Origin of the sequence: Pseudomonas sp. Root401, assembly GCF_001425105.1 — a bacterium.
In the GTDB taxonomy this organism is placed as follows: domain Bacteria; phylum Pseudomonadota; class Gammaproteobacteria; order Pseudomonadales; family Pseudomonadaceae; genus Aquipseudomonas; species Aquipseudomonas brassicacearum.
This window is the reverse complement of sequence record NZ_LMDO01000066.1, coordinates 105,530-125,058: the sequence shown is the minus strand read 5'-3', so window position 1 is coordinate 125,058 and position 19,529 is coordinate 105,530. Positions and strand designations below refer to the sequence as shown.

The 19,529-nt window shown below is 60.3% G+C and carries 18 protein-coding genes; 12 read left to right on the top strand and 6 right to left on the bottom strand.

Going from position 1 to position 19,529, the window contains the following annotated elements; translation table 11 throughout:
- Positions 1-185 precede the first annotated feature (185 nt).
- Positions 186-641, bottom strand: coding sequence for a DUF721 domain-containing protein (locus ASC85_RS30425; protein ID WP_057452547.1), 456 nt, complete (start codon positions 639-641; stop codon positions 186-188).
- 307 nt (positions 642-948) lie between these two features.
- On the opposite strand from ASC85_RS30425, the gene secA reads away from it, so the two are divergent.
- The 4 genes from secA (at position 949) to ASC85_RS30405 (ending at position 6,762) form a co-directional block, all read left to right on the top strand.
- Entirely contained in the window at positions 949-3,684 is a 2,736-nt protein-coding gene (secA, locus tag ASC85_RS30420) for a preprotein translocase subunit SecA (RefSeq protein WP_057452546.1), read from the top strand.
- 125 nt (positions 3,685-3,809) lie between these two features.
- Positions 3,810-5,027, top strand: coding sequence for a bifunctional glutamate N-acetyltransferase/amino-acid acetyltransferase ArgJ (gene argJ, locus ASC85_RS30415; RefSeq protein WP_057452545.1), 1,218 nt, complete (start codon positions 3,810-3,812; stop codon positions 5,025-5,027).
- 161 nt (positions 5,028-5,188) lie between these two features.
- Complete coding sequence (locus tag ASC85_RS30410) at positions 5,189-5,821, top strand: glutathione S-transferase family protein (protein WP_057452544.1); 633 nt, start codon at positions 5,189-5,191, stop codon at positions 5,819-5,821.
- Positions 5,818-6,762, top strand: coding sequence for a Nudix family hydrolase (locus ASC85_RS30405; RefSeq protein ID WP_057452543.1), 945 nt, complete (start codon positions 5,818-5,820; stop codon positions 6,760-6,762). Before ASC85_RS30410 ends, ASC85_RS30405 begins: the two co-directional genes overlap by 4 nt.
- Positions 6,763-6,897: 135 nt before the next feature.
- On the opposite strand, the gene ASC85_RS30400 is transcribed toward ASC85_RS30405, so the two are convergent.
- The 3 genes from ASC85_RS30400 to ASC85_RS30390 are packed head-to-tail and all read right to left on the bottom strand — an operon-like array spanning position 6,898 to position 10,482.
- Complete coding sequence (locus tag ASC85_RS30400; RefSeq protein WP_039013808.1) at positions 6,898-7,479, bottom strand: cob(I)yrinic acid a,c-diamide adenosyltransferase; 582 nt, start codon at positions 7,477-7,479, stop codon at positions 6,898-6,900.
- 2 nt (positions 7,480-7,481) lie between these two features.
- Positions 7,482-9,518, bottom strand: a complete 2,037-nt coding sequence (locus ASC85_RS30395; RefSeq protein ID WP_057452542.1) for a sensor histidine kinase — start codon at positions 9,516-9,518, stop codon at positions 7,482-7,484.
- A gap of 46 nt (positions 9,519-9,564) precedes the next feature.
- Positions 9,565-10,482 (bottom strand): putative 2-dehydropantoate 2-reductase, encoded by a 918-nt coding sequence (locus ASC85_RS30390; RefSeq protein ID WP_057452541.1) that lies wholly within the window; start codon positions 10,480-10,482, stop codon positions 9,565-9,567.
- A 142-nt stretch (positions 10,483-10,624) separates the two neighbouring features.
- Between ASC85_RS30390 and ASC85_RS30385 the strand changes: the two genes are divergently transcribed.
- Both ASC85_RS30385 and ASC85_RS30380 read left to right on the top strand, forming a co-directional pair.
- Positions 10,625-11,110: a YajQ family cyclic di-GMP-binding protein gene (locus ASC85_RS30385; protein ID WP_003205057.1), complete on the top strand. Its 486-nt coding sequence runs from the start codon at positions 10,625-10,627 to the stop codon at positions 11,108-11,110.
- 227 nt (positions 11,111-11,337) lie between these two features.
- Entirely contained in the window at positions 11,338-12,180 is an 843-nt protein-coding gene (locus ASC85_RS30380; protein WP_057452540.1) for a mechanosensitive ion channel family protein, read from the top strand.
- Positions 12,181-12,343: 163 nt separating this feature from the next.
- Here ASC85_RS30380 and ASC85_RS30375 read toward each other — a convergent pair whose 3' ends face one another.
- On the bottom strand, positions 12,344-13,597 hold the full coding sequence (locus tag ASC85_RS30375) for an OprD family porin (RefSeq protein ID WP_057452539.1): 1,254 nt from the start codon (positions 13,595-13,597) through the stop codon (positions 12,344-12,346).
- Positions 13,598-14,484: 887 nt separating this feature from the next.
- Between ASC85_RS30375 and ASC85_RS30370 the strand changes: the two genes are divergently transcribed.
- A complete protein-coding gene (locus tag ASC85_RS30370) occupies positions 14,485-14,910 on the top strand; it encodes an HIT family protein (protein ID WP_003205052.1) in 426 nt (141 codons plus the stop codon).
- A gap of 3 nt (positions 14,911-14,913) precedes the next feature.
- Positions 14,914-15,120: a SlyX family protein gene (locus tag ASC85_RS30365; protein ID WP_046062631.1), complete on the top strand. Its 207-nt coding sequence runs from the start codon at positions 14,914-14,916 to the stop codon at positions 15,118-15,120.
- Positions 15,121-15,196: 76 nt separating this feature from the next.
- Here ASC85_RS30365 and ASC85_RS33620 read toward each other — a convergent pair whose 3' ends face one another.
- A complete protein-coding gene (locus ASC85_RS33620) occupies positions 15,197-15,802 on the bottom strand; it encodes a cold-shock protein (RefSeq protein ID WP_003205048.1) in 606 nt (201 codons plus the stop codon).
- 394 nt (positions 15,803-16,196) lie between these two features.
- Between ASC85_RS33620 and ASC85_RS30355 the strand changes: the two genes are divergently transcribed.
- The 4 genes from ASC85_RS30355 to aspS all read left to right on the top strand — a co-directional run bounded on the left by ASC85_RS30355 (position 16,197) and on the right by aspS (position 19,498).
- Positions 16,197-16,667 carry a Dps family protein gene (locus ASC85_RS30355; protein ID WP_003205047.1) on the top strand — a complete coding sequence of 157 codons (471 nt, stop codon included), beginning with the start codon at positions 16,197-16,199 and terminating at the stop codon, positions 16,665-16,667.
- Positions 16,668-16,876: 209 nt separating this feature from the next.
- Positions 16,877-17,218, top strand: coding sequence for a ribbon-helix-helix domain-containing protein (locus tag ASC85_RS30350; protein ID WP_057452538.1), 342 nt, complete (start codon positions 16,877-16,879; stop codon positions 17,216-17,218).
- A 207-nt stretch (positions 17,219-17,425) separates the two neighbouring features.
- A complete protein-coding gene (locus ASC85_RS30345; protein ID WP_003178589.1) occupies positions 17,426-17,647 on the top strand; it encodes an FmdB family zinc ribbon protein in 222 nt (73 codons plus the stop codon).
- A gap of 75 nt (positions 17,648-17,722) precedes the next feature.
- Positions 17,723-19,498 (top strand): aspartate--tRNA ligase, encoded by a 1,776-nt coding sequence (aspS, locus tag ASC85_RS30340; protein WP_057452537.1) that lies wholly within the window; start codon positions 17,723-17,725, stop codon positions 19,496-19,498.
- The last annotated feature ends 31 nt before the right edge of the window (positions 19,499-19,529 follow it).

Genomic DNA, 19,529 nt, shown 5'->3' with positions numbered 1-19,529 from the left:
CCTGTGGGAGCGAGCCTGCTCGCGAAAGCGGTCTAGCAGGCGAAAAATAGGCTGGCTGACCTGCCGCCATCGCGAGCAAGCTCGCTCCCACAGTGGGTTTCTGCCAGACACAAAATTTGTGTTCGCCTAGATCCCCTGTGGGAGCGAGCCTGCTCGCGAAAGCGGTTCAACAGGCGCCGAAAATCTCAGCCCTTGGGCCTGGCATGCGCCGCCAACCGCTCCAGCGCCGCCCGCAGGTTGGGGTCGGTGATGCCATCCGCCGTGGCCTGAATGGTCGCGGCGGCGTCGGTGGACAAATCCAGCGTGTGCCCCTTGGCGCCGACCTGGACGGTGGGCGGTTGCACCTTGAACAGGATTCGCGTCAGGTTGGCGAATTCTTCGAACGCCTGGAGTTGGCGCAGCAGGCGTTTTTGCTGGTAGCGCAGGCGTGTGGCCCAGTGGCCGTCGGTGACGATCAGCAGCAAGCTGCCTTCGCGCCAGGAGGCCACGTGGCAATGCTCGCGCGCGGCCGGTTGCAACTGGCTGTCGAGCAGGCGTTGCAAGTGGCCCAGGCGTTTGGCGTGGCCAAAGATGGCTTTCAGCGGCTTGGCTTCGCGCAGCAGAACGGCGGGTGCCTTGGCTGGAAGAGGGCGAAAGGCCATGAATGAATACCGCAAGTGACAGAGGCGCCATGGTAGCAGAAAGCGCCGGATGCGCCTCGACCCTCTCGCCCAGCGGCTTTTGGCTGCACAATCAATGATTAACTTCTGCGCTGGGTGGGTTGAAGTTCGCGCAAAAGCCCTTATTTTATGCAAGCCCCGTCACAGCGCTGTGCCAGCATCGTGGAATAACGCCACTTTCCTCTCCATCGTTTCCGGGTAGAATGCTCGTTCGCATGCGGCCATGAGGGCTGCACGGGCGACTCACGGGGCCGCCCTCCATCCCTTTAGTGTGGAAGATCCTGCCGATATGTTTGCGCCTTTGTTAAAGAAACTTTTTGGAAGCAAGAACGAGCGTGAAGTCAAGCGCATGCTCAAGACGGTACAGACTGTCAATGCCTTCGAAGAGCAAATGGTGGCCCTTTCGGACGATCAGTTACGCGCCAAGACTGCCGAATTCAAGGACCGTATCGCCAAGGGGGAAACCCTTGACCAGCTCCTGCCTGAAGCCTTTGCGGTCGCCCGTGAAGCCGGCAAGCGGATCATGGGCATGCGCCACTTCGACGTTCAGTTGATCGGCGGCATGACCTTGCACGAAGGCAAGATCGCCGAAATGCGTACCGGTGAGGGCAAGACCCTCGTGGCGACCTTGGGCGTGTACCTCAACGCACTGTCCGGCAAGGGCGTGCACGTCGTGACGGTCAACGACTACCTGGCCCGCCGCGACGCCAACTGGATGCGCCCGCTCTACGAATTCCTCGGCCTGACTGTCGGCGTCGTCACGCCGTTCCAGCCGCCGGAAGAGAAGCGCGCCGCCTACGCCGCCGACATCACCTACGGCACCAACAACGAATTCGGGTTCGACTACCTGCGCGACAACATGGCGTTCAGCATGGAAGAAAAATTCCAGCGTGAACTCAACTTTGCCGTGATCGACGAAGTCGACTCCATCCTCATCGACGAAGCCCGTACCCCGCTGATCATTTCCGGTCAGGCCGAGGACAGCTCCAAGCTGTACATCGAGATCAACAAGCTGATCCCGCAGCTCAAGTTGCACGTCGAGGAAGTCGAAGGCGAAGTGACCCAGGCCGGGCACTACACCGTTGACGAGAAGACCCGTCAGGTCGAGCTCAACGAAGCGGGTCACCAGTTCGTCGAGGAAATGCTCACCCGTATTGGCTTGCTGGCCGAAGGCGAGAGCCTGTACTCGGCCCACAACCTGGGCCTGCTGACCCACGTTTATGCTGGCCTGCGTGCGCACAAGCTGTTCCATCGCAACGTCGAATACATCGTGCAGGACGGCCAGGTCGTCCTGGTGGACGAACACACCGGCCGTACCATGCCGGGTCGTCGCCTGTCCGAAGGCCTGCACCAGGCCATCGAAGCGAAGGAAGGCCTGAACATCCAGGCCGAGAGCCAGACCCTGGCCTCGACCACCTTCCAGAACTACTTCCGCCTGTACAACAAGCTGTCCGGCATGACCGGTACCGCTGACACCGAAGCGTTCGAGTTCCACCAGATCTATGGCCTGCAAGTGGTGGTGATTCCGCCGAACAAGCCGCTGGCCCGTAAAGACTACAACGACCTGGTGTTCCTGACCGCCGAAGAGAAGTACGCGGCGATCATCAACGACATCAAGGAAGGCATGGCCCAGGGCCGGCCGATCCTGGTGGGTACCGCCACCATCGAGACCTCCGAGCACATGTCCACCTTGCTCAACAAGGAAGGCATCGAGCACAAGGTCCTCAACGCCAAGTTCCACGAGAAGGAAGCCGAGATCATCGCCCAGGCCGGGCGCCCGGGTGCGCTGACCATCGCCACCAACATGGCCGGTCGTGGTACCGACATCCTGCTGGGCGGCAACTGGGAAGTGGAAGTCGCCAGCCTGGAAAGCCCGACGCCTGAGCAGATCGCGCAGATCAAGGCCGACTGGCAGAAACGTCACCAGCAAGTGCTGGAGTCCGGCGGTTTGCAGGTGATCGCTTCCGAGCGTCATGAATCGCGCCGTATCGACAACCAACTGCGTGGCCGTGCCGGTCGCCAGGGCGACGCCGGTTCCAGCCGTTTCTACCTGTCCCTGGAAGACAGCCTGATGCGCATCTTCGCCTCTGACCGGGTGAAGAACTTCATGAAGGCCCTGGGCATGCAGCCAGGCGAGGCGATCGAGCACCGCATGGTGACCAACGCCATCGAGAAGGCCCAGCGCAAGGTCGAAGGCCGCAACTTCGATATCCGTAAGCAATTGCTCGAGTTCGACGACGTCAACAACGAACAGCGTAAAGTGATCTATCACATGCGTAACAGTTTGTTGGGCGCCGACAACATTGGCGAAACCATCGCCGATTTCCGCCAGGACGTGCTCAACGCCACCGTCAGCGCCCACATCCCGCCGCAGTCGCTGCCGGAGCAGTGGGACGTCGCCGGCCTGGAAGCCGCCCTGCAGAGCGACTTCGGCGTGGCATTGCCGATCCAGCAATGGCTCGACGAAGACGATCACCTGTATGAAGAAACCCTGCGCGAGAAACTGCTGGCCGAACTGATCGCCGCCTACAACGAGAAGGAAGACCAGGCAGGCGCCGAGGCGCTGCGTTCCTTCGAGAAGCAGATTGTGCTGCGGGTACTGGACGACTTGTGGAAAGACCACCTGTCGACCATGGACCACCTGCGTCACGGTATCCATTTGCGCGGTTACGCCCAGAAGAACCCGAAGCAGGAGTACAAGCGCGAGTCCTACACGCTGTTCTCCGAGTTGCTCGACTCGATCAAGCGCGACTCGATCCGTGTGCTGTCTCACGTTCAGGTTCGCCGCGAAGACCCGGCCGAAGAAGAAGCCCGCCTGCGCCAGGAAGCCGAAGCCCTGGCTGCGCGCATGCAGTTCGAACATGCCGAAGCCCCGGGCCTGGAAGTGGTCGCCGAAGAGGGCGTCGATGTGGATGTCGCCTTGGCGACCGCACCGGTGCGCAACGAGCAGAAGCTGGGCCGTAACGAACTGTGCTATTGCGGTTCGGGCAAGAAATACAAGCATTGCCACGGGCAGATCCAGTAACTCCCCGTTTCAACGCTGAATCACCCGCGCCGCGACCGGATTTTATTCGTCGCGGCGTTTTGCCATTTTCAATCGCCGTCTCGATGAGGACGGCGTCGATCTACATCTAATTTAGGAGCGCATTCATGGCTGTTGGTCTTGGTCCGTTGCCAACGTTGCACCCGGTTGCCGGTTTTGAACTCGGTATTGCCTCGGCGGGCATCAAGCGCCCCGGGCGCAAGGACGTCGTGGTCATGCGTTGCGCCGAAGGCTCGACGGTCGCTGGCGTGTTCACCCTCAATGCCTTTTGCGCCGCGCCGGTCATCCTGGCCAAGCAGCGCGTGCAGGGGCCGGTGCGTTATCTGCTGACCAACACCGGTAACGCCAACGCCGGTACCGGCGCGCCAGGCCTGGCCGCTGCCGAACGCACCTGCGCCAAGCTGGCGGAACTGACCGGTGTCGATGCCAGCCAGGTGCTGCCGTATTCCACCGGCGTGATCGGCGAGCCGCTGCCGGTCGAGAAGATCGAAGGGGCGTTGCAAGCCGCTCTCGATGATCTGTCGGAAAACAACTGGGCCGCAGCCGCCACCGGCATCATGACCACCGACACCTTGCCCAAGGGCGCGAGCCGCCAGTTCGAGCACGATGGCGTGACCATCACCGTTACCGGTATCAGCAAAGGCGCCGGCATGATCCGCCCGAACATGGCGACCATGCTCGGCTACATCGCCACCGACGCCAAAGTTTCGCGCCAGGTGCTGCAAGACCTGATGCTTGACGGTGCCAACAAGTCGTTCAACCGCATCACCATCGACGGCGACACCTCCACCAACGACTGCTGCATGCTGATCGCCACCGGCAAGGCCAGCCTGCCGGAAATCACCGAAGCCAGCGGCCCGCTGTTCGCCGCCCTGAAGCAGGCGGTGTTCGAAGTGTGCATGGAAGTGGCCCAGGCCATCGTCCGTGACGGCGAAGGCGCGACCAAGTTCGTGACCGTGCAGGTCAACGGCGGTGGCAATCACCAGGAATGCCTGGATGTCGGCTACACCGTGGCCCACTCGCCGCTGATCAAGACCGCGCTGTTCGCCTCCGATCCTAACTGGGGCCGGATCCTCGCCGCCGTTGGCCGTGCCGGCGTGCCTGAGCTGGACGTGAGCAAGATCGACGTGTTCCTCGGCGAAGTCTGCATCGCCAGCCAAGGCGCTCGCGCTGCGACCTACACCGAAGCCCAGGGCGCGGCTGTGATGCAGCAGGAAGAGATCACCATCCGTATCGAGCTGGGACGTGGGGATTGCAGCGAAACGATCTGGACCACCGATCTGTCCCACGAGTACGTCAAGATCAACGCTGAGTACCGGACTTAATCCGCTCGGGACCGAGTCGCTCCTATCGCGAGCAGGCTCGCTCCCACAGTGGATCGGTGGTGTGAACGCTTTTTAGGTCACTCAACAATTCCCCTGTGGGAGCGAGCTTGCTCGCGATGGCGCCAGAACAGACACCTCAGAACCACAAGAAAGGAATCCACATGAGCCTGCACCTGATCATCGGCGACAAAGATCTATCCTCCTGGTCCCTGCGCGGCGCGCTGGCCCTGGCGCTGACCGGCGCGAAGTACACCGAAGAGCTGGTCAGGCTCGACCAACCCGACACCCGCGAGAAGCTGCTCAAGTATTCGGCCACGGCCAAGGTCCCGTTGCTCAAGACCGAGTTCGGCGTGATCGCCGATTCCCTGGCGATTGCCGAATACCTGGCTGAACAGTTCCCGGATGCCGGCCTCTGGCCCAAGGATATGGCCGCCCGGGCCCAGGCGCGGTCGGCCTGCGCACAAATGCACAGCGGCTTCTTCGCCATTCGCGGCAACATGCCCTTTGACCTGCTGCACGATGCACCGCTGTCGCCCATGCCGGCTGACGTCCAGGTGGAAATCGAGCGGATGCTGGCGCTGTGGGCCGAATGCCGTGCCGCGGCGACCGAAACAGGTCCCTACCTGTTTGGCCGCGTGAGCCTGGTCGATGCGTTTTTTGCCCCTGTTGCCGTGCGCCTGCGCACTTATCAGGTGAAACTGTCGGAGGTCGATGAGGCCTACGTCGAAACCCTTTACCAATGGCCGGCGTTCAAGGCGTGGCAACAAGCTGGCCTGGAGGACACTGCGCGGTGAAACGAGTCCATGTGGCGGCAGCGGTCATTCGCGATGCCGCCGGTAAAATCCTGATCGCCCGACGGGCCGACACCCAGCACCAGGGCGGCCTGTGGGAGTTCCCCGGTGGCAAGGTCGAGGCCGATGAATCCGTCGAAACCGCCCTGGCCCGCGAACTTCATGAAGAGCTGGGCATCGTTGTCGATGCCGCCCGACCGTTGATCAAGGTGCGTCACGACTACCCGGACAAACAGGTATTGCTGGATGTCTGGGAAGTCTCGGCGTTCACTGGCGAGCCCCACGGCGCCGAAGGGCAGCCGTTGGCCTGGGTGACGGCCCGCGACCTGACGAACCATGAGTTTCCGGCGGCAAATCAGCCGATCATTGCGGCGGCCCGTTTGCCGGGTGAGTACCTGATTACCCCGGAAGGCCTTGAGACGCCGGCCTTGCTGCGCGGCATGCAGAAGGCGATTGCCGGCGGGATCAAGTTGGTCCAACTGCGTGCCCCCGGTGGCTACGACCCGAAATACCGCGATCTGGCGGTGGATGCGGCGGGGCTGTGTGCCGGCAAGGCCCAACTGATGCTCAAGGGGCCGTTCGAATGGCTGGGGGATTTTCCCTCTGCCGGTTGGCACATCACCGCCGCGCAGTTGCGCAAGCATGCCGCGGCCGGTCGACCGTTCGGCAAGGACCGCTGGCTGGCGGCCTCCTGCCATAGCGCCGAGGAACTGTCCCTGGCGCAGCAGATGGACGTGGACTTCGTCACGCTTTCGCCGGTGCAACCGACCCAGACCCATCCTGACGCACAGCCGTTGGGGTGGGCAGAGGCGGCGCGGTTGATCGAGGGCTTCAACAGGCCGGTCTATCTGTTGGGTGGGGTCGGGCCTGGCGAGCGACAAAAAGCCTGGGAGGCCGGGGCGCAGGGTGTGGCGGGGATTCGGGCGTTTTGGCCTGAAGCTTGAAGCTGCAGTGAACTGATCGTTCCCACGCTCCGCGTGGGAATGCCTCAACGGACGCTCCGCGTTCGGCTCTGGAGGGACGCGGAGCGTCCCGGGCTGCGTTCCCACGCAGAGCGTGGGGAACGATCATGCAGGTGATCAGCCCTCAGGCTTGGCCGCCGCCACCCAAAGCACCTCTGCCACCCCTTGCCGCCGGGCAATGACCCGCGCGGCCACGAACAGCAGGTCCGATAATCGATTGATATAGGCCAGCCCTGGCCCGGCCAGTGGCTCCATGGCGTTCAATTGCTGGCAACGTCGCTCGGCGCTGCGGGCCAGGCTGCGGCAGACGTGGGCCTGGGCCACCAGCGCCGAGCCACCGGGCAGGATGAAGTTTTCCAGGGGGCCCAATTCCTCGTTCCACCCATCGATCGCCGCTTCCAGTCGCTCGATTTCCGCCACGTTCAAGGCCTGATATGCCGGCATCGCCAGTTCTCCGCCGAGATCGAACAGACGGTGCTGACAAGGCGCCAGCACGTCACTGACCTCTTTCAGCCCCGGATGTCGGGTGGTTTCAGTGGCGAGCCCGGCCAGCAATAAACCCAGCTGGCTATTCAGTGTATCCACTTCGCCGATGGCCTCGACCCGTGGGTGGTCCTTTGCCACGCGGCGACCATCGCCCAACCCGGTTTCACCTTTGTCGCCGGTGCGGGTGTAAATCTTCGACAGGCGAAAACCCATGCTCAGCGCTCCAGTTGCTTGTTTTCCTGCGGCACCATCGAAGTGCCGGCCAGGGGCAGGCGCAAGGTGAAGCAAGTGCCTTGACCCGGCGCCGACTGCACTTCCATCTGGCCCTTGTGATTGTTGGTGATGATGAAATACGAGACCGACAGCCCGAGGCCCGTGCCCTGGCCGATCTCCTTGGTGGTGAAGAAGGGCTCGAAGGTGCGTTTGCGCACGTTCTCGCTCATGCCGATGCCGTTGTCCTCGACCTGGATTTCCGCCCACGGTGGATTCAACCGCGTGCGCAGGATGATGCGTCCCGGTTCGCTGTCGTCCTGGCGTTGATGGATCGCCTGGGCGGCGTTTTTCAGCAGGTTGAGCAGCACCTGTTCCAGCTCGTTGGCCGTGCCGGGCACCGGGCCCAGGTTCGGGTCGAACTGACGGGTGATCGCCTGGCCCTTGAAGTCGAAGCCGATGGCCAGGTCGAAGTCGTTGCCGGCGATTTCCACTGCCTGGTCGATCAGCGCGGGCAGGTCGCAAGGTGCCATTTGCCGCGTGCTGCGCCGGCTGAAGCTGAGCATGTGGGTGACGATTTTTGCTGCCCGGGCGCCGGCTTGCTGGATGCCGTCGAGCAACTGCGGGATCTCCCGACCCTGGAGGTAACGATTGACCTCCTCTAACGGGATACCCAGCAGCTCGGCCTGTTCGAGGTTCTTGGGCAGTTCCGGCGACAGGCGTCGGCGGATATTCTGCACGTTGTGCAGGATCGCCCCCAGCGGGTTGTTGATTTCATGGGCCATGCCCGCCGCAAGGCCGCCGACCGAGAGCATTTTCTCCGATTGCACCATCATTTCTTCCAGCGACAGGCGCTGGGTGATGTCATCGATCCGGATGACCACGCCACGTCCGGCACCGCCCATCAATGGGTAGAAGGTGAGGGCGTAGTGGCGGGCTTCGTCGTCCTTGGTCCAGGTGACGCGTTCGATCTTGGCCACCGTGTGCTGCTCGACGGTCTGCTTGAGCTGGGGCAGGTAGGGCTTGAGCGGTTCGAAGGCGAGGAAGATCGGCTGGTTCAGCGCCTCGTCCAGCCGTGTGCCGGAGAGGGCGCTGGCTTCCTGGTTCCATTGGGTGACGTAGAGCTGCTCGTCGAGGGCGATCAGCGCCGACGGCATTGAGTCGATGATGCTGTTGAGGTAATTCTGGAAACCGGTGAGCTTTTTCTCGATCTTGCTGCGCACCTGGACTTCCAGCTCCAGCTTGCGATTGGTATGACGGGTTTCTTCCGCCAGGCCCTGGGCCTGGTCGTAGGCGGCCTGGGAGTCGTCCCGCGCGCGCTTGAGTTGCTGCTCCCGGGCTTCGATCCGCGACAACATGGTGTTGAATGCCTCGGCCAGGCTGCCGATCTCATCGTGGTTGCCGCGTGCGGCACGCAGGGCATAGTTCTCTTCGCGGGTGACCTGGCGTGACAGTTCTTCAAGTTGATGAATCGGCTGGGTGATCAGGCGCTTGATCTGCTGGGCAATGATCAGCCACAGCAACACGCTGAAAATCAGGATGCCGAGGCTGGCGGTCAGGGTGCCGGTGTAGAACGCAGTCGGCAATTCGCTACTGGCCACCAGTAACAGATGACCGGGCAGCGTGCCGGGACGGGGCAGGGTAATGACCTGGTTACTGCGAAATTCGCCCGCCTGCCAGGCTTGTATGTTGCGGTACTGGTCCGGCAGCTTGAGCTTTTCGCCCTGTTGCAGTTGTGCCAGGCGTTCGCCCTGGCCGTCGTACAGCGCCGCCGCCCGTAGCGGTGCGTAGCTGTTGAGCTCGTCGAGCAAGCGTTGGGCGCTTTGTGGCGATTGCAGGGCGTCGGAGATCAGGCTCGGATTGGCCACCAGCCGGCCAATGGTCTGCAGGGCCTGGGGTGCCATGCTTTCCTGGGAAATGTAGTAGGCGGCGCTGATAAAGGTCAGGTTGGCCACCAGCAGGACAGTGGTCAACAACACCAACAGGGCGGCTAGCAGTTTCTGGCCGACCGGGAGGTTTTCAAGGCGCTGGCGCAATGGCATCAGACTCGTCGCTAAAAAGGAACACGAGGGCCAGCGTAGCCGCTGCTCAGTCGCTGGGCAATGCGAGGTTGTGCAAGTGGACAATCAGTCGCTGTCGCAGTTGTTCCAGGTGCGGCACGGTCAGCTCGTGGCGTTGGGCGACCTTGCAGGCGTAACCGAGCAAGTAGCTGATTTCGGTGCGGCGCCGATTGGCGACATCCTGATACATCGAGGAGTAATTGGCGGCCGTGGCCTGGATCACCCGTTCGACTTCCGGCTGCAAGTCTTCGGCAGCCGCAGGCTGGCCGCAACGCTCGAGCAGGTCGGTGAGTTCCGCGCACAGGGTCGCCACTTCGCAACGGTGTTCCTGCAAGCCGCCGTTCCTGCAGTGGTGCAGCACGGTCAGCGGGTTGATTGCGCAGTTGAGCGCCAGCTTGCGCCAGAGCCGGGTGAGGATGTCGGCGCTCCATTCGTGGGGAATGCCGGCGGCGGCCAGGTCGTCGAGCCAGAACGGCGCCACTGGGTGAGCAGGATCGCCCAGCCAGGTGTAGCCGTGGCCGGCGAACACCACGCGCCAGTCACCGTCGCGGAACGCGCCTTCGGTGCTGGAGGCGCTGATGCAACGGGCCTGGGGCACGCAATTGGCCACCGCGTCCTGGCTGCCGAGGCCGTTCTGCAACAGGATCAGTTCCGATTCGGCGTCCAGGCGATGGGCCACCGAAGCCACGGCCGCTTCCGCGTCGTAGGCTTTGCAGGCCAATAGCAGGCGCCTGATCGGTTCCGGGCTGTCCGCCGTTTCGCCAGGTATCGGGTAACACTGCGCCTGGCCCTGTTCCACCAGCGTCAGGCCGCCGGCGCTGCGGTAGGCCTGCAAGCGGGCTTCGTTGCGCAGCACCAGCCGCACCGGCAACCCGGCCCGGGCCAGGCGCGTGGCCCACAACGTGCCGAGACTGCCGGCCCCGAGGACATGCCAGGTAGTGGACATCAGTTTTTTACTCGGATTGGCGCAGGCATCTGAGGGCTCGCAGTGTCGGCAGGAAAAGAGCCGTTATAATGAGCCCGATTTTAACCACAAGCCAAGCGCGCGCCGTTGATACTGGCGCGCCTTTTTATTTGGAGAACACTACATGCCGTCATTCGACGTGGTATCCGAACTGGACAAGCACGAAGTCACCAACGCGGTTGAAAACGCCGTCAAGGAACTCGACCGTCGTTATGACCTCAAGGGCAAGGGCAGTTTCGAGTTCAAGGAAAAAGACCTGACCGTGAACCTGACCGCCGAGGCCGATTTCCAGCTCGAGGCGATGATCGAGATCCTCAAGCTGGCGCTGGTCAAGCGCAAGATCGATGTGCAGTGCCTTGAGGTCAAGGACGCCTATGCCTCGGGCAAGCTGATGAAGCAGGAAGCCGTGCTCAAGGAAGGCATCGACAAGGAACTGGCCAAGAAGATCGTCGCTCATATCAAGGACGCCAAGCTCAAGGTGCAAGCCGCCATCCAGGGCGAGCAAGTGCGGGTCACCGGCAAGAAGCGTGACGACTTGCAGGAAGCCATTGCGGCACTGCGCGGCAAGGAATTCGGCATGCCGCTGCAATTCAACAACTTCCGCGACTGATCCTTTCGGTCATAGGGACACACTGTGGCGAGGGAGCTTGCTCCCGCTTGGGTGTAGGAGCTGTCGAAGGCTGCGATCTTTTGATCTTTTCATCTTTCGCTTGGGACTCAAGTGTCTGGGGAAAGATCGCAGCCTCGTTGCACTCGACAGCTCCTACATGGCTCCTACATGGCTCCCAGGCTTGAGCGCCACAAAATGCCGCGTGCAACAGAAATAAGGAGAGTTAGATGGATTTGAATGCTGAAGTGGACAACCTGGTCAAGGCTTCCCAGACCTGGATCCCCATGATCATGGAATACGGCAGCCGCGTGCTGCTGGCGGTCATCACCCTGGCCATCGGCTGGTGGTTGATCAACAAAGTGACACAGAAACTGGGTGCGTTGCTGGCCTTGCGTAACGCCGACCTGGCCCTGCAAGGGTTTATCAGTACCCTGGCCAACATCATCCTGAAGATTTTGCTGATCGTCAGCGTCGCTTCGATGATCGGTGTGGAAACGACTTCGTTCGTCGCCGCCATCGGTGCCGCCGGCCTGGCGATTGGCCTGGCCTTGCAAGGCAGCCTGGCGAACTTCGCCGGTGGCGTGCTGATCCTGCTGTTCCGCCCATTCCGCATTGGTGACTGGATCGAAGCCCAGGGTGTGGCCGGTACGGTCGACAGCATCCAGATCTTCCACACCGTGATTCGCACCGGTGACAACAAAACCGTGATCGTGCCCAACGGCAACCTGTCGAACGGCATCATCACCAACACCAACCGCCAGCCGACCCGCAAAGTGGTGTTCGATGTCGGCGTGGATTACCAGGCTGACCTGCAAAAAGCCCGGGAAGTGTTGTTGGAGCTGGCCAAGGATGAACGCGTGCTGGCGGATCCGGCGCCTGAAGCGGTGATTTCTACCTTGGGCGACAGTTCCATCACGGTGTCGCTGCGTGTCTGGGTCAAGACAGCGGATTATTGGAACGTGATGTTCATGCTTAATGAGCAGGCGCGAGATCGCTTGAAGGACGCGGGCATTGATATCCCGTTTCCACAGCGAGTGATTCGAGTCGTTCAGGAAGGACCAGCGCGATAACGATTCGACTATAACTTGGCGCTGGGGTCAGGTTATGTTTAGTTAGCTTGCTATTTAATAAGTTGTGGTAAAGCTGGCATTGCAATGGACATAAAAAAACCGCTCACCTGATTCAGGTGAGCGGTTTTTTTGTTGCGGGTGTCGCTATCGAATTAGCACTGAATTACAAGATGCTCAGTGGGTATTCGACGATTACGCGGAAGTCATTGTTGTCGTTGCCGTTGATGCCGTTGTAAGAGGTATTGGCACGGTAGAACGCGCTACGAACACGGAACGACAGATCTTTGGCTGGGCCGCTCTGCATAACGTACTTGGTTTCGAAGTCCCACTCGTGCTCTTTACCTTCCTCGCCGCCAGTCTCGATGTTGTCACCGGTAACGTAACGAGTCATGAAGCTCAGGCCTGGAACGCCATAAGTCTTCATGTTCAGGTCGTAGCGAGCCTGCCAGGAGCGCTCGTCCTGACCGTTGAAGTCGGAGTACTGGATGGAGTTGGCGAGGAAGATAGTACCGTTGCCGTCAGCGCCATACACGTAACCAGTATCACCGGTGGAGCGCTGGTGAGCCAGGGTGAACTTGTGAGCACCGATGGCATAGGCCGCTGCGAGGGACCAGATGCGGTTGTCAACGTCGCCGCTGAGCTTCTGGCCCTGATCCTTGCTGTCATAACCGTTGAAGTCGAAGTTCAGGGACTGATCTTCGTTGATCGGCAGGGTGTAGTTCAGGTTGATGTATTTCTTTTTGTAGTGATCTTCAACGTCGGAAGCCGCTACGCCTGCTACGAAATTGTCGGTGAACTGGTAGGTTGCGCCGGCAATGTCAGCAGATGTCAGGCCGAGGCTGTCACGCCCCATGCCAGTTTGCGAACTCAGAGAGGTGAAGCGACCTGCGCTCAGCTCCAGGCCCTTGATTTCCTTGCTGGTGATCAAGGTGCCGGTGGCAACTTCTGGCAGCAGACGGCTGTCGTCAGTGGAGAAAACCGGGCTGGCAACGAGCTGGTTGCCGTATTTCAGGACGGTGTCGGACAGACGGAATTTAACCGCGGCACCAGCCCTGGATTGAGTGTCTTCCAGGTTACCGTCGCTGTCACGAGCGAACAGACCGTTACCGGCGCGACCACTGCCACCGTCGAATCGGGCGGAACCGAATGCAAAGGCGTCAGCGCCAACACCAACGGTACCTTGGGTAAAGCCCGACTCGTACATGGCACGTGCGGCAATACCAGACTCTTCACGATAACTTTGTGAAGTGCTTGGGTTGTTCTTGAAATCACGGTTCATGTACAGCGCACGAGTCAGAACATTCAAGCTCTGATCTTCAAAAAAGCCCTTGGATTCTTCCTGGGAAGAGGCCATTGCGAACTGCGAGGTACTGGCCGATACAGCCAGTGCGATCATGCTCCACTTCATCACGCGCATCGTGATTTGCTCCTTTGGTTTTTAGAAGAGTACTGCCGTCCCACCTGTTTTTTTATCTGGGCGGCTCTTTCTTTTTGTGTCGGCGCAAACTTATATCACGACGACATTATTGGCGATACTTGCCCATTCAACCTTTCAGCTTCTTTACGACCATGTCGCCAATGGCTCGATCCATGTCGCATTTCAGCTGTTCCGACGCAACCGTATTCACAACTTTAATGTTGTTTTCTTTTTCCGGCATCGGTGTAAAGAGTCCGTCATTACCGCGCTTGAAGCTCCTATGGGCAGCCTTGCCACTTTAATTTGTATGTCGGCAGGTTCCCGCATCCGGCGGGACCTTTGGACAGTGCGGGGATGAATGCAACAAGCATGCTCAAACCCGATTTTCGTTTACATTTTTTTCACATTTTATCGATTGACGCGGTGAAACCTCATGAAACCGGGCTCCAAAGGCCTTGTTTTAAATAGGGTTGACTCGTGTGCGGCTCTCGTGTTTGCCGTCGACAAACGGGGCAAGACAATCAAAAACGTTACCGGTTCACCCTACCCAGTGAGTAAATCACGGATACTTTGTGCACTGAGCGTAGACGCACTGTGCTGTTTTGGTGCAAAAAAATTTCAGCTTGTACGAAAATCTTACAGCGTCGGGGCTTTGCCTGGGCCCTGGCATGGTCCTGTCAGGACCTTGCCGTGCCGCTTGCGCTGTGTTGGTGCGTCAGCTTGCACAGGTTGATGCTGCGTGTTGAAAAAAAACTTCACAGGACGAGCATCAGGACGCTGCGCAGTGATCGATCCGGCTTTCGCGGGTATGCTGCGCATCTGAGTCCGATGCAGGCCTGCGGGCCGCCAAACCGGGCAGAACCAATAACGAGCGAGGAGTACACGCGGTGTTCGCTTTAGATCCACGACTGCAACAAGACACATTGCCCATCGGTGATTTCCCGTTGTGCCGGTTGCTCTTGTCCAACGATTCGAACTACCCGTGGTTCATCCTCGTACCGCGGCGGGAAGATATCAGCGAATTGTTTCAATTGGATGACGCTGATCAACAGCAGCTGTGGAAAGAAACCACGGCGCTGGCCGAAACCCTCAAGGATTCGTTCGATGCCGACAAGATGAACGTTGCAACCTTGGGTAACGTCGTCAGTCAATTGCACATGCACGTCATTGTGCGCAAGCGTGATGATGCCGCCTGGCCTGCGCCGGTCTGGGGTAAACACCCGGCGCAGCCTTATAATGCAGGGCAGGTCGCGGCCATTCGTGAACGGTTGCGAGTGGCCTTGACCGATGATTTCAAGTTTCTGGAGGGCTGAACCATGAACCTTGAAGACCGCGTAACCGATCTGGAAAGCCGCCTGGCGTTTCAGGATGACACCATCCAGGCGTTGAACGATGTGCTGGTGGCGCAGCAGCGGGTCGTCGAGCGTCTGCAGCTGCAGATGGCGGCGCTGCTCAAGCGCCAGGAAGAGATGGTCGGGCAGTTCGAGTCGTTCGAAGAAGAGGCGCCGCCTCCTCACTACTGATTTGCCCGGTTTCTGATTGACGGGCAATAAAAAACCGCGAGCAGCCAGGCTGCATCGCGGTTTTTTTATGCTGGGATCAGCGGCGCGGCAGCGCGGCGATCACATCTTCGGCCTGCAGGCCCTTGTCACGGTTCATCACGGAGAACTCCACACGCTGGCCTTCCACCAGGACGCGATGGCCTTCGCCACGAATGGCCCGGAAATGCACGAAAATGTCATCGCCGGAGTCGCGGGAGATGAAGCCGAACCCTTTGGACGTGTTGAACCACTTCACCGTGCCGGTATCGCGGTTGGACATGTCGTAGTTCTGCGCAGCGGCGGCCGGCGACGACTTCTTGTAGAAGCTGACGGCCAGGTGCAGTGCCACGGCGAGCAGCGCTGCGCCCAGGCTGAACAGAATGGCCGGTTGACCGCCGATTTCCGGCATAGGCGCCAGCAGGGCCAGGGTTTGCAGGGCAACGGCCAGCACCAGCAGGGCACTGACCAGGTTCTGCAGTTGGTGACGTGGACCTTTGTTCCAGTAAGGGATGACGGGTGCAAGGGTCAGGTTGAGCAGGCCGAAAAAGGCCAGGTACAGTGCATCGGGGTGTTGCAGGTAAGGTGTGGCTTCGGAACCCAGGCTAGGGATGAAGGACAGCAGCAGGGCAGCTGCGCCCATTAGCAAGTGGACGATTTTCAACATTTTGATTGGCTCACGGTTAAGACAGATCACAAGGAAGAGCAGGTCGGGGACGGTTCGCTTCGAAACAATGAGAGGCGTTGGACACGCACCCGAATCAGCCTATGCGTTACGCCCGGAAAAATAGGCGTAGCGACACACTGCCTATTTAACAGCAAAGCCCCGGCCTTCTCAAACTCGTTGCGGGCACGTACCGCGCTGTTCGTCGGCCAGAAAAGCCCCACGAGTGCTTGAAGGTGCCAGGCAAACGGCGTTGAATTCCTCGAGGTGTCGGAACCGCCCGCTGTCCCGGCTTGTCGGTTCAGAAGGGCTGGCGATCTGTCGCAGGCCATAGGCGGCCAAAACCTCTAGAGTTTGGGGCGTTGTCGAATTCATCACCGTCAGGAGATCAACCAACATGGCAATTGATATCGGTATCAGTGAAGAAGACCGCAAATCCATCGTCGACGGGCTTTCGCGCCTGCTGTCGGACACCTATGTGCTGTATCTCAAGACCCACAATTTTCACTGGAACGTCACGGGGCCGATGTTTCGGACCCTGCACCTGATGTTCGAGGAGCAATACAACGAGCTGGCCCTGGCGGTGGACCTGATTGCCGAGCGCATCCGCGCCCTGGGTTTCCCGGCCCCGGGGGCTTACTCGGTGTATGCACGCCTGTCTTCTATTAAGGAAGAGGAAGGCGTGCCGGGTGCCGAAGACATGATCCGGCAACTGGTCGAGGGTCAGGAAGCGGTGACGCGTACGGCCCGTGGCATTTTTCCTTTATTGGACAAGGTCAGCGATGAGCCCACTGCCGACCTGCTGACCCAGCGCATGCAAGTTCACGAAAAGACCGCGTGGATGCTGCGCGCGTTGCTGGAGGGCTAGTAACTCCAGGCAGGTGATGACGTGGCGTGGGCAGCGTTCCCAGCACGCGGCGTGTAGGACGGCGTAATTCGTCGCCTGCCAGCTGTTGGCTTGTCCTACGTCCATGGTCATAAAGTCGTCTGGAACTGGCGATGCCGTTGAGCTTCCATAGAGCCACAGATGGAGTGTTTCCAACTGATAGGTTCGTATGGCAAAGGAGTGTCAACGGTATGATTCAAGGAAAAGAACCGGGGGAGGGTGTGCGTGGGCGCTTTCAGTCCATCAGCGTCGATCCGTTCGTCAGGGGGTTCGACATGCAGCTGGTGCGCCCCCTGGCCCGATCCATTCGTCTGAACGGGTTCGCCACCTGTCTGCGGCTGGAACAGGTCTATTGGGATATCCTCGGCGACATGGCCCAGCTCAACAGCTGTTCCATCAGCACGTTGCTGTCCCATGTCGACAGGGAGGTGCACCTGCGCCATGGCGGGGTGCGCAATTTCAGCGCGCTGGTGCGTGTGGTCTGCGTGGTGCACAGTTTGAAGGAAACCGGGATGGATCATGGTTCGGCGTAGGAGCTGCCGAAGGCTGCGATCTTTGGATCTTGATCTTGATTATTCGCTTGCGACTCAAGTGTCTGGGGCAGGATCGCAGCCTCGTTGCACTCGTCAGCTCCTACACGCGGTCTTACGGCTGCACAGGCCGCATTTAATGGATATAATCCCGCTCTTTGCCGCAAAGCCCAGCCTTTGCGCGAGTAACCTGATCGCCGAGACAACCCCATGCCGATGTACGACTATCAATGTGCTTCCTGTGGTCATCAGATGGAAGCCATTCAAAAGATCAGCGCGGCACCGCTGGTCGACTGCCCTGCCTGCCAGGCGCCAGAGCTGAAAAAGATGCTGTCCATGCCTGGTTTCCGCCTCGGCGGCACAGGCTGGTATGAAACCGACTTCAAGACCGGCGCCAAGAAGAATTTGGCCGGTGGCGACAAAGCTGATTGAGTTGAACACGCGCGAGTGCTTGCACGGGCAGGTCCTCCAACCGAATTTCGAATTACGAGAAGTGAAACCACTACCATGATGCGCAGCCATTATTGCGGCCAACTGAACGAAAGCCTGGAAGGTCAGGAAGTTACTCTTTGCGGATGGGTCCATCGTCGCCGTGACCATGGCGGGGTGATTTTCCTCGATATCCGTGATCGTGAAGGCCTGGCCCAGGTGGTGTTCGATCCGGACCGCGCTGACACCTTCGCCACCGCCGACCGCGTGCGCAGCGAATACGTGGTCAAGATCACCGGCAAGGTGCGCCTGCGTCCGGCCGGTGCTGGCAACGCCAACATGGCGTCCGGCATGATCGAAGTGCTGGGTTACGAGCTGGAAGTGCTCAACGAATCGGAAACCCCGCCGTTCCCACTCAACGAATACTCCGACGTGGGCGAAGAAACCCGCCTGCGCTACCGCTTCATCGACCTGCGTCGCCCGGAAATGGCCGAGAAGCTGCGCCTGCGTTCGCGCATGACCACCAGCATCCGTCGTTACCTGGACGAGAACGGCTTCCTCGACGTCGAGACGCCGATCCTGACCCGCGCCACGCCGGAAGGCGCCCGCGACTACCTGGTGCCGAGCCGTACCCACCCCGGCAGCTTCTTCGCCTTGCCGCAATCGCCACAGCTGTTCAAGCAACTGCTGATGGTGGCCGGGTTCGATCGTTACTACCAGATCGCCAAGTGCTTCCGCGACGAAGACCTGCGTGCCGACCGTCAGCCTGAGTTCACTCAGATCGACATCGAGACCAGCTTCCTCGACGAAAAAGACATCATGGGCCTGACCGAAGGCATGATCCGCAACCTGTTCAAGGAAGTGCTGGGCCTGGAATTCGGTGAGTTCCCGCACATGACCTTCGAAGAGGCCATGCGCCGCTACGGTTCCGACAAGCCAGACCTGCGTAACCCGCTGGAACTGGTGGACGTGGCTGACCAGCTCAAGGACGTCGAGTTCAAGGTGTTCAGCGGCCCGGCCAACGACCCGAAATGCCGTATCGCGGCCCTGCGTGTTCCTGGCGGCGCCAACATGCCGCGCAAGCAGATCGACGACTACACCAAGTTCGTCGGCATCTACGGTGCCAAGGGCCTGGCGTATATCAAGGTCAACGAGCGCGCCGCGGGTGTTGATGGCCTGCAATCGCCGATCGTGAAAAACATCCCGGAAGCCAACCTCAATGTGATCCTTGATCGCGTGGGCGCGGTTGACGGCGACATCGTGTTCTTCGGCGCCGACAAGGCCAAGATCGTCAGCGAAGCCCTGGGCGCGCTGCGCATCAAGCTGGGTCACGACCTGAAACTGCTGACCTGCGAGTGGGCACCGATGTGGGTCGTCGACTTCCCGATGTTCGAAGAAAACGACGACGGCAGCTTCTCGGCGCTGCACCACCCGTTCACCGCGCCGAAGTGCTCGCCTGAAGAGTTGGAGGCCAACCCGGCCACCGCTCTGTCGCGCGCTTACGACATGGTCCTGAACGGCACCGAGCTGGGTGGCGGTTCGATCCGTATCCATCGCAAGGAAATGCAACAGGCAGTGTTCCGCCTGCTGGGCATCAACGAAGCCGAGCAGGAAGAGAAGTTCGGCTTCCTGCTCGACGCCCTGAAGTACGGTGCGCCGCCCCACGGTGGCCTGGCCTTCGGCCTGGACCGCCTGGTGATGCTGATGACCGGCGCCCAGTCGATCCGTGAAGTGATCGCGTTCCCGAAAACCCAGAGCGCGGCCGATGTCATGACCCAGGCGCCGGGTGTGGTGGATGCCAAGGCATTGCGCGAGTTGCACATTCGTCTGCGTGAACAGCCAAAGGCTGAGTAAGGCTGGCACCTGAGAGGGCGCATCTTCGGAT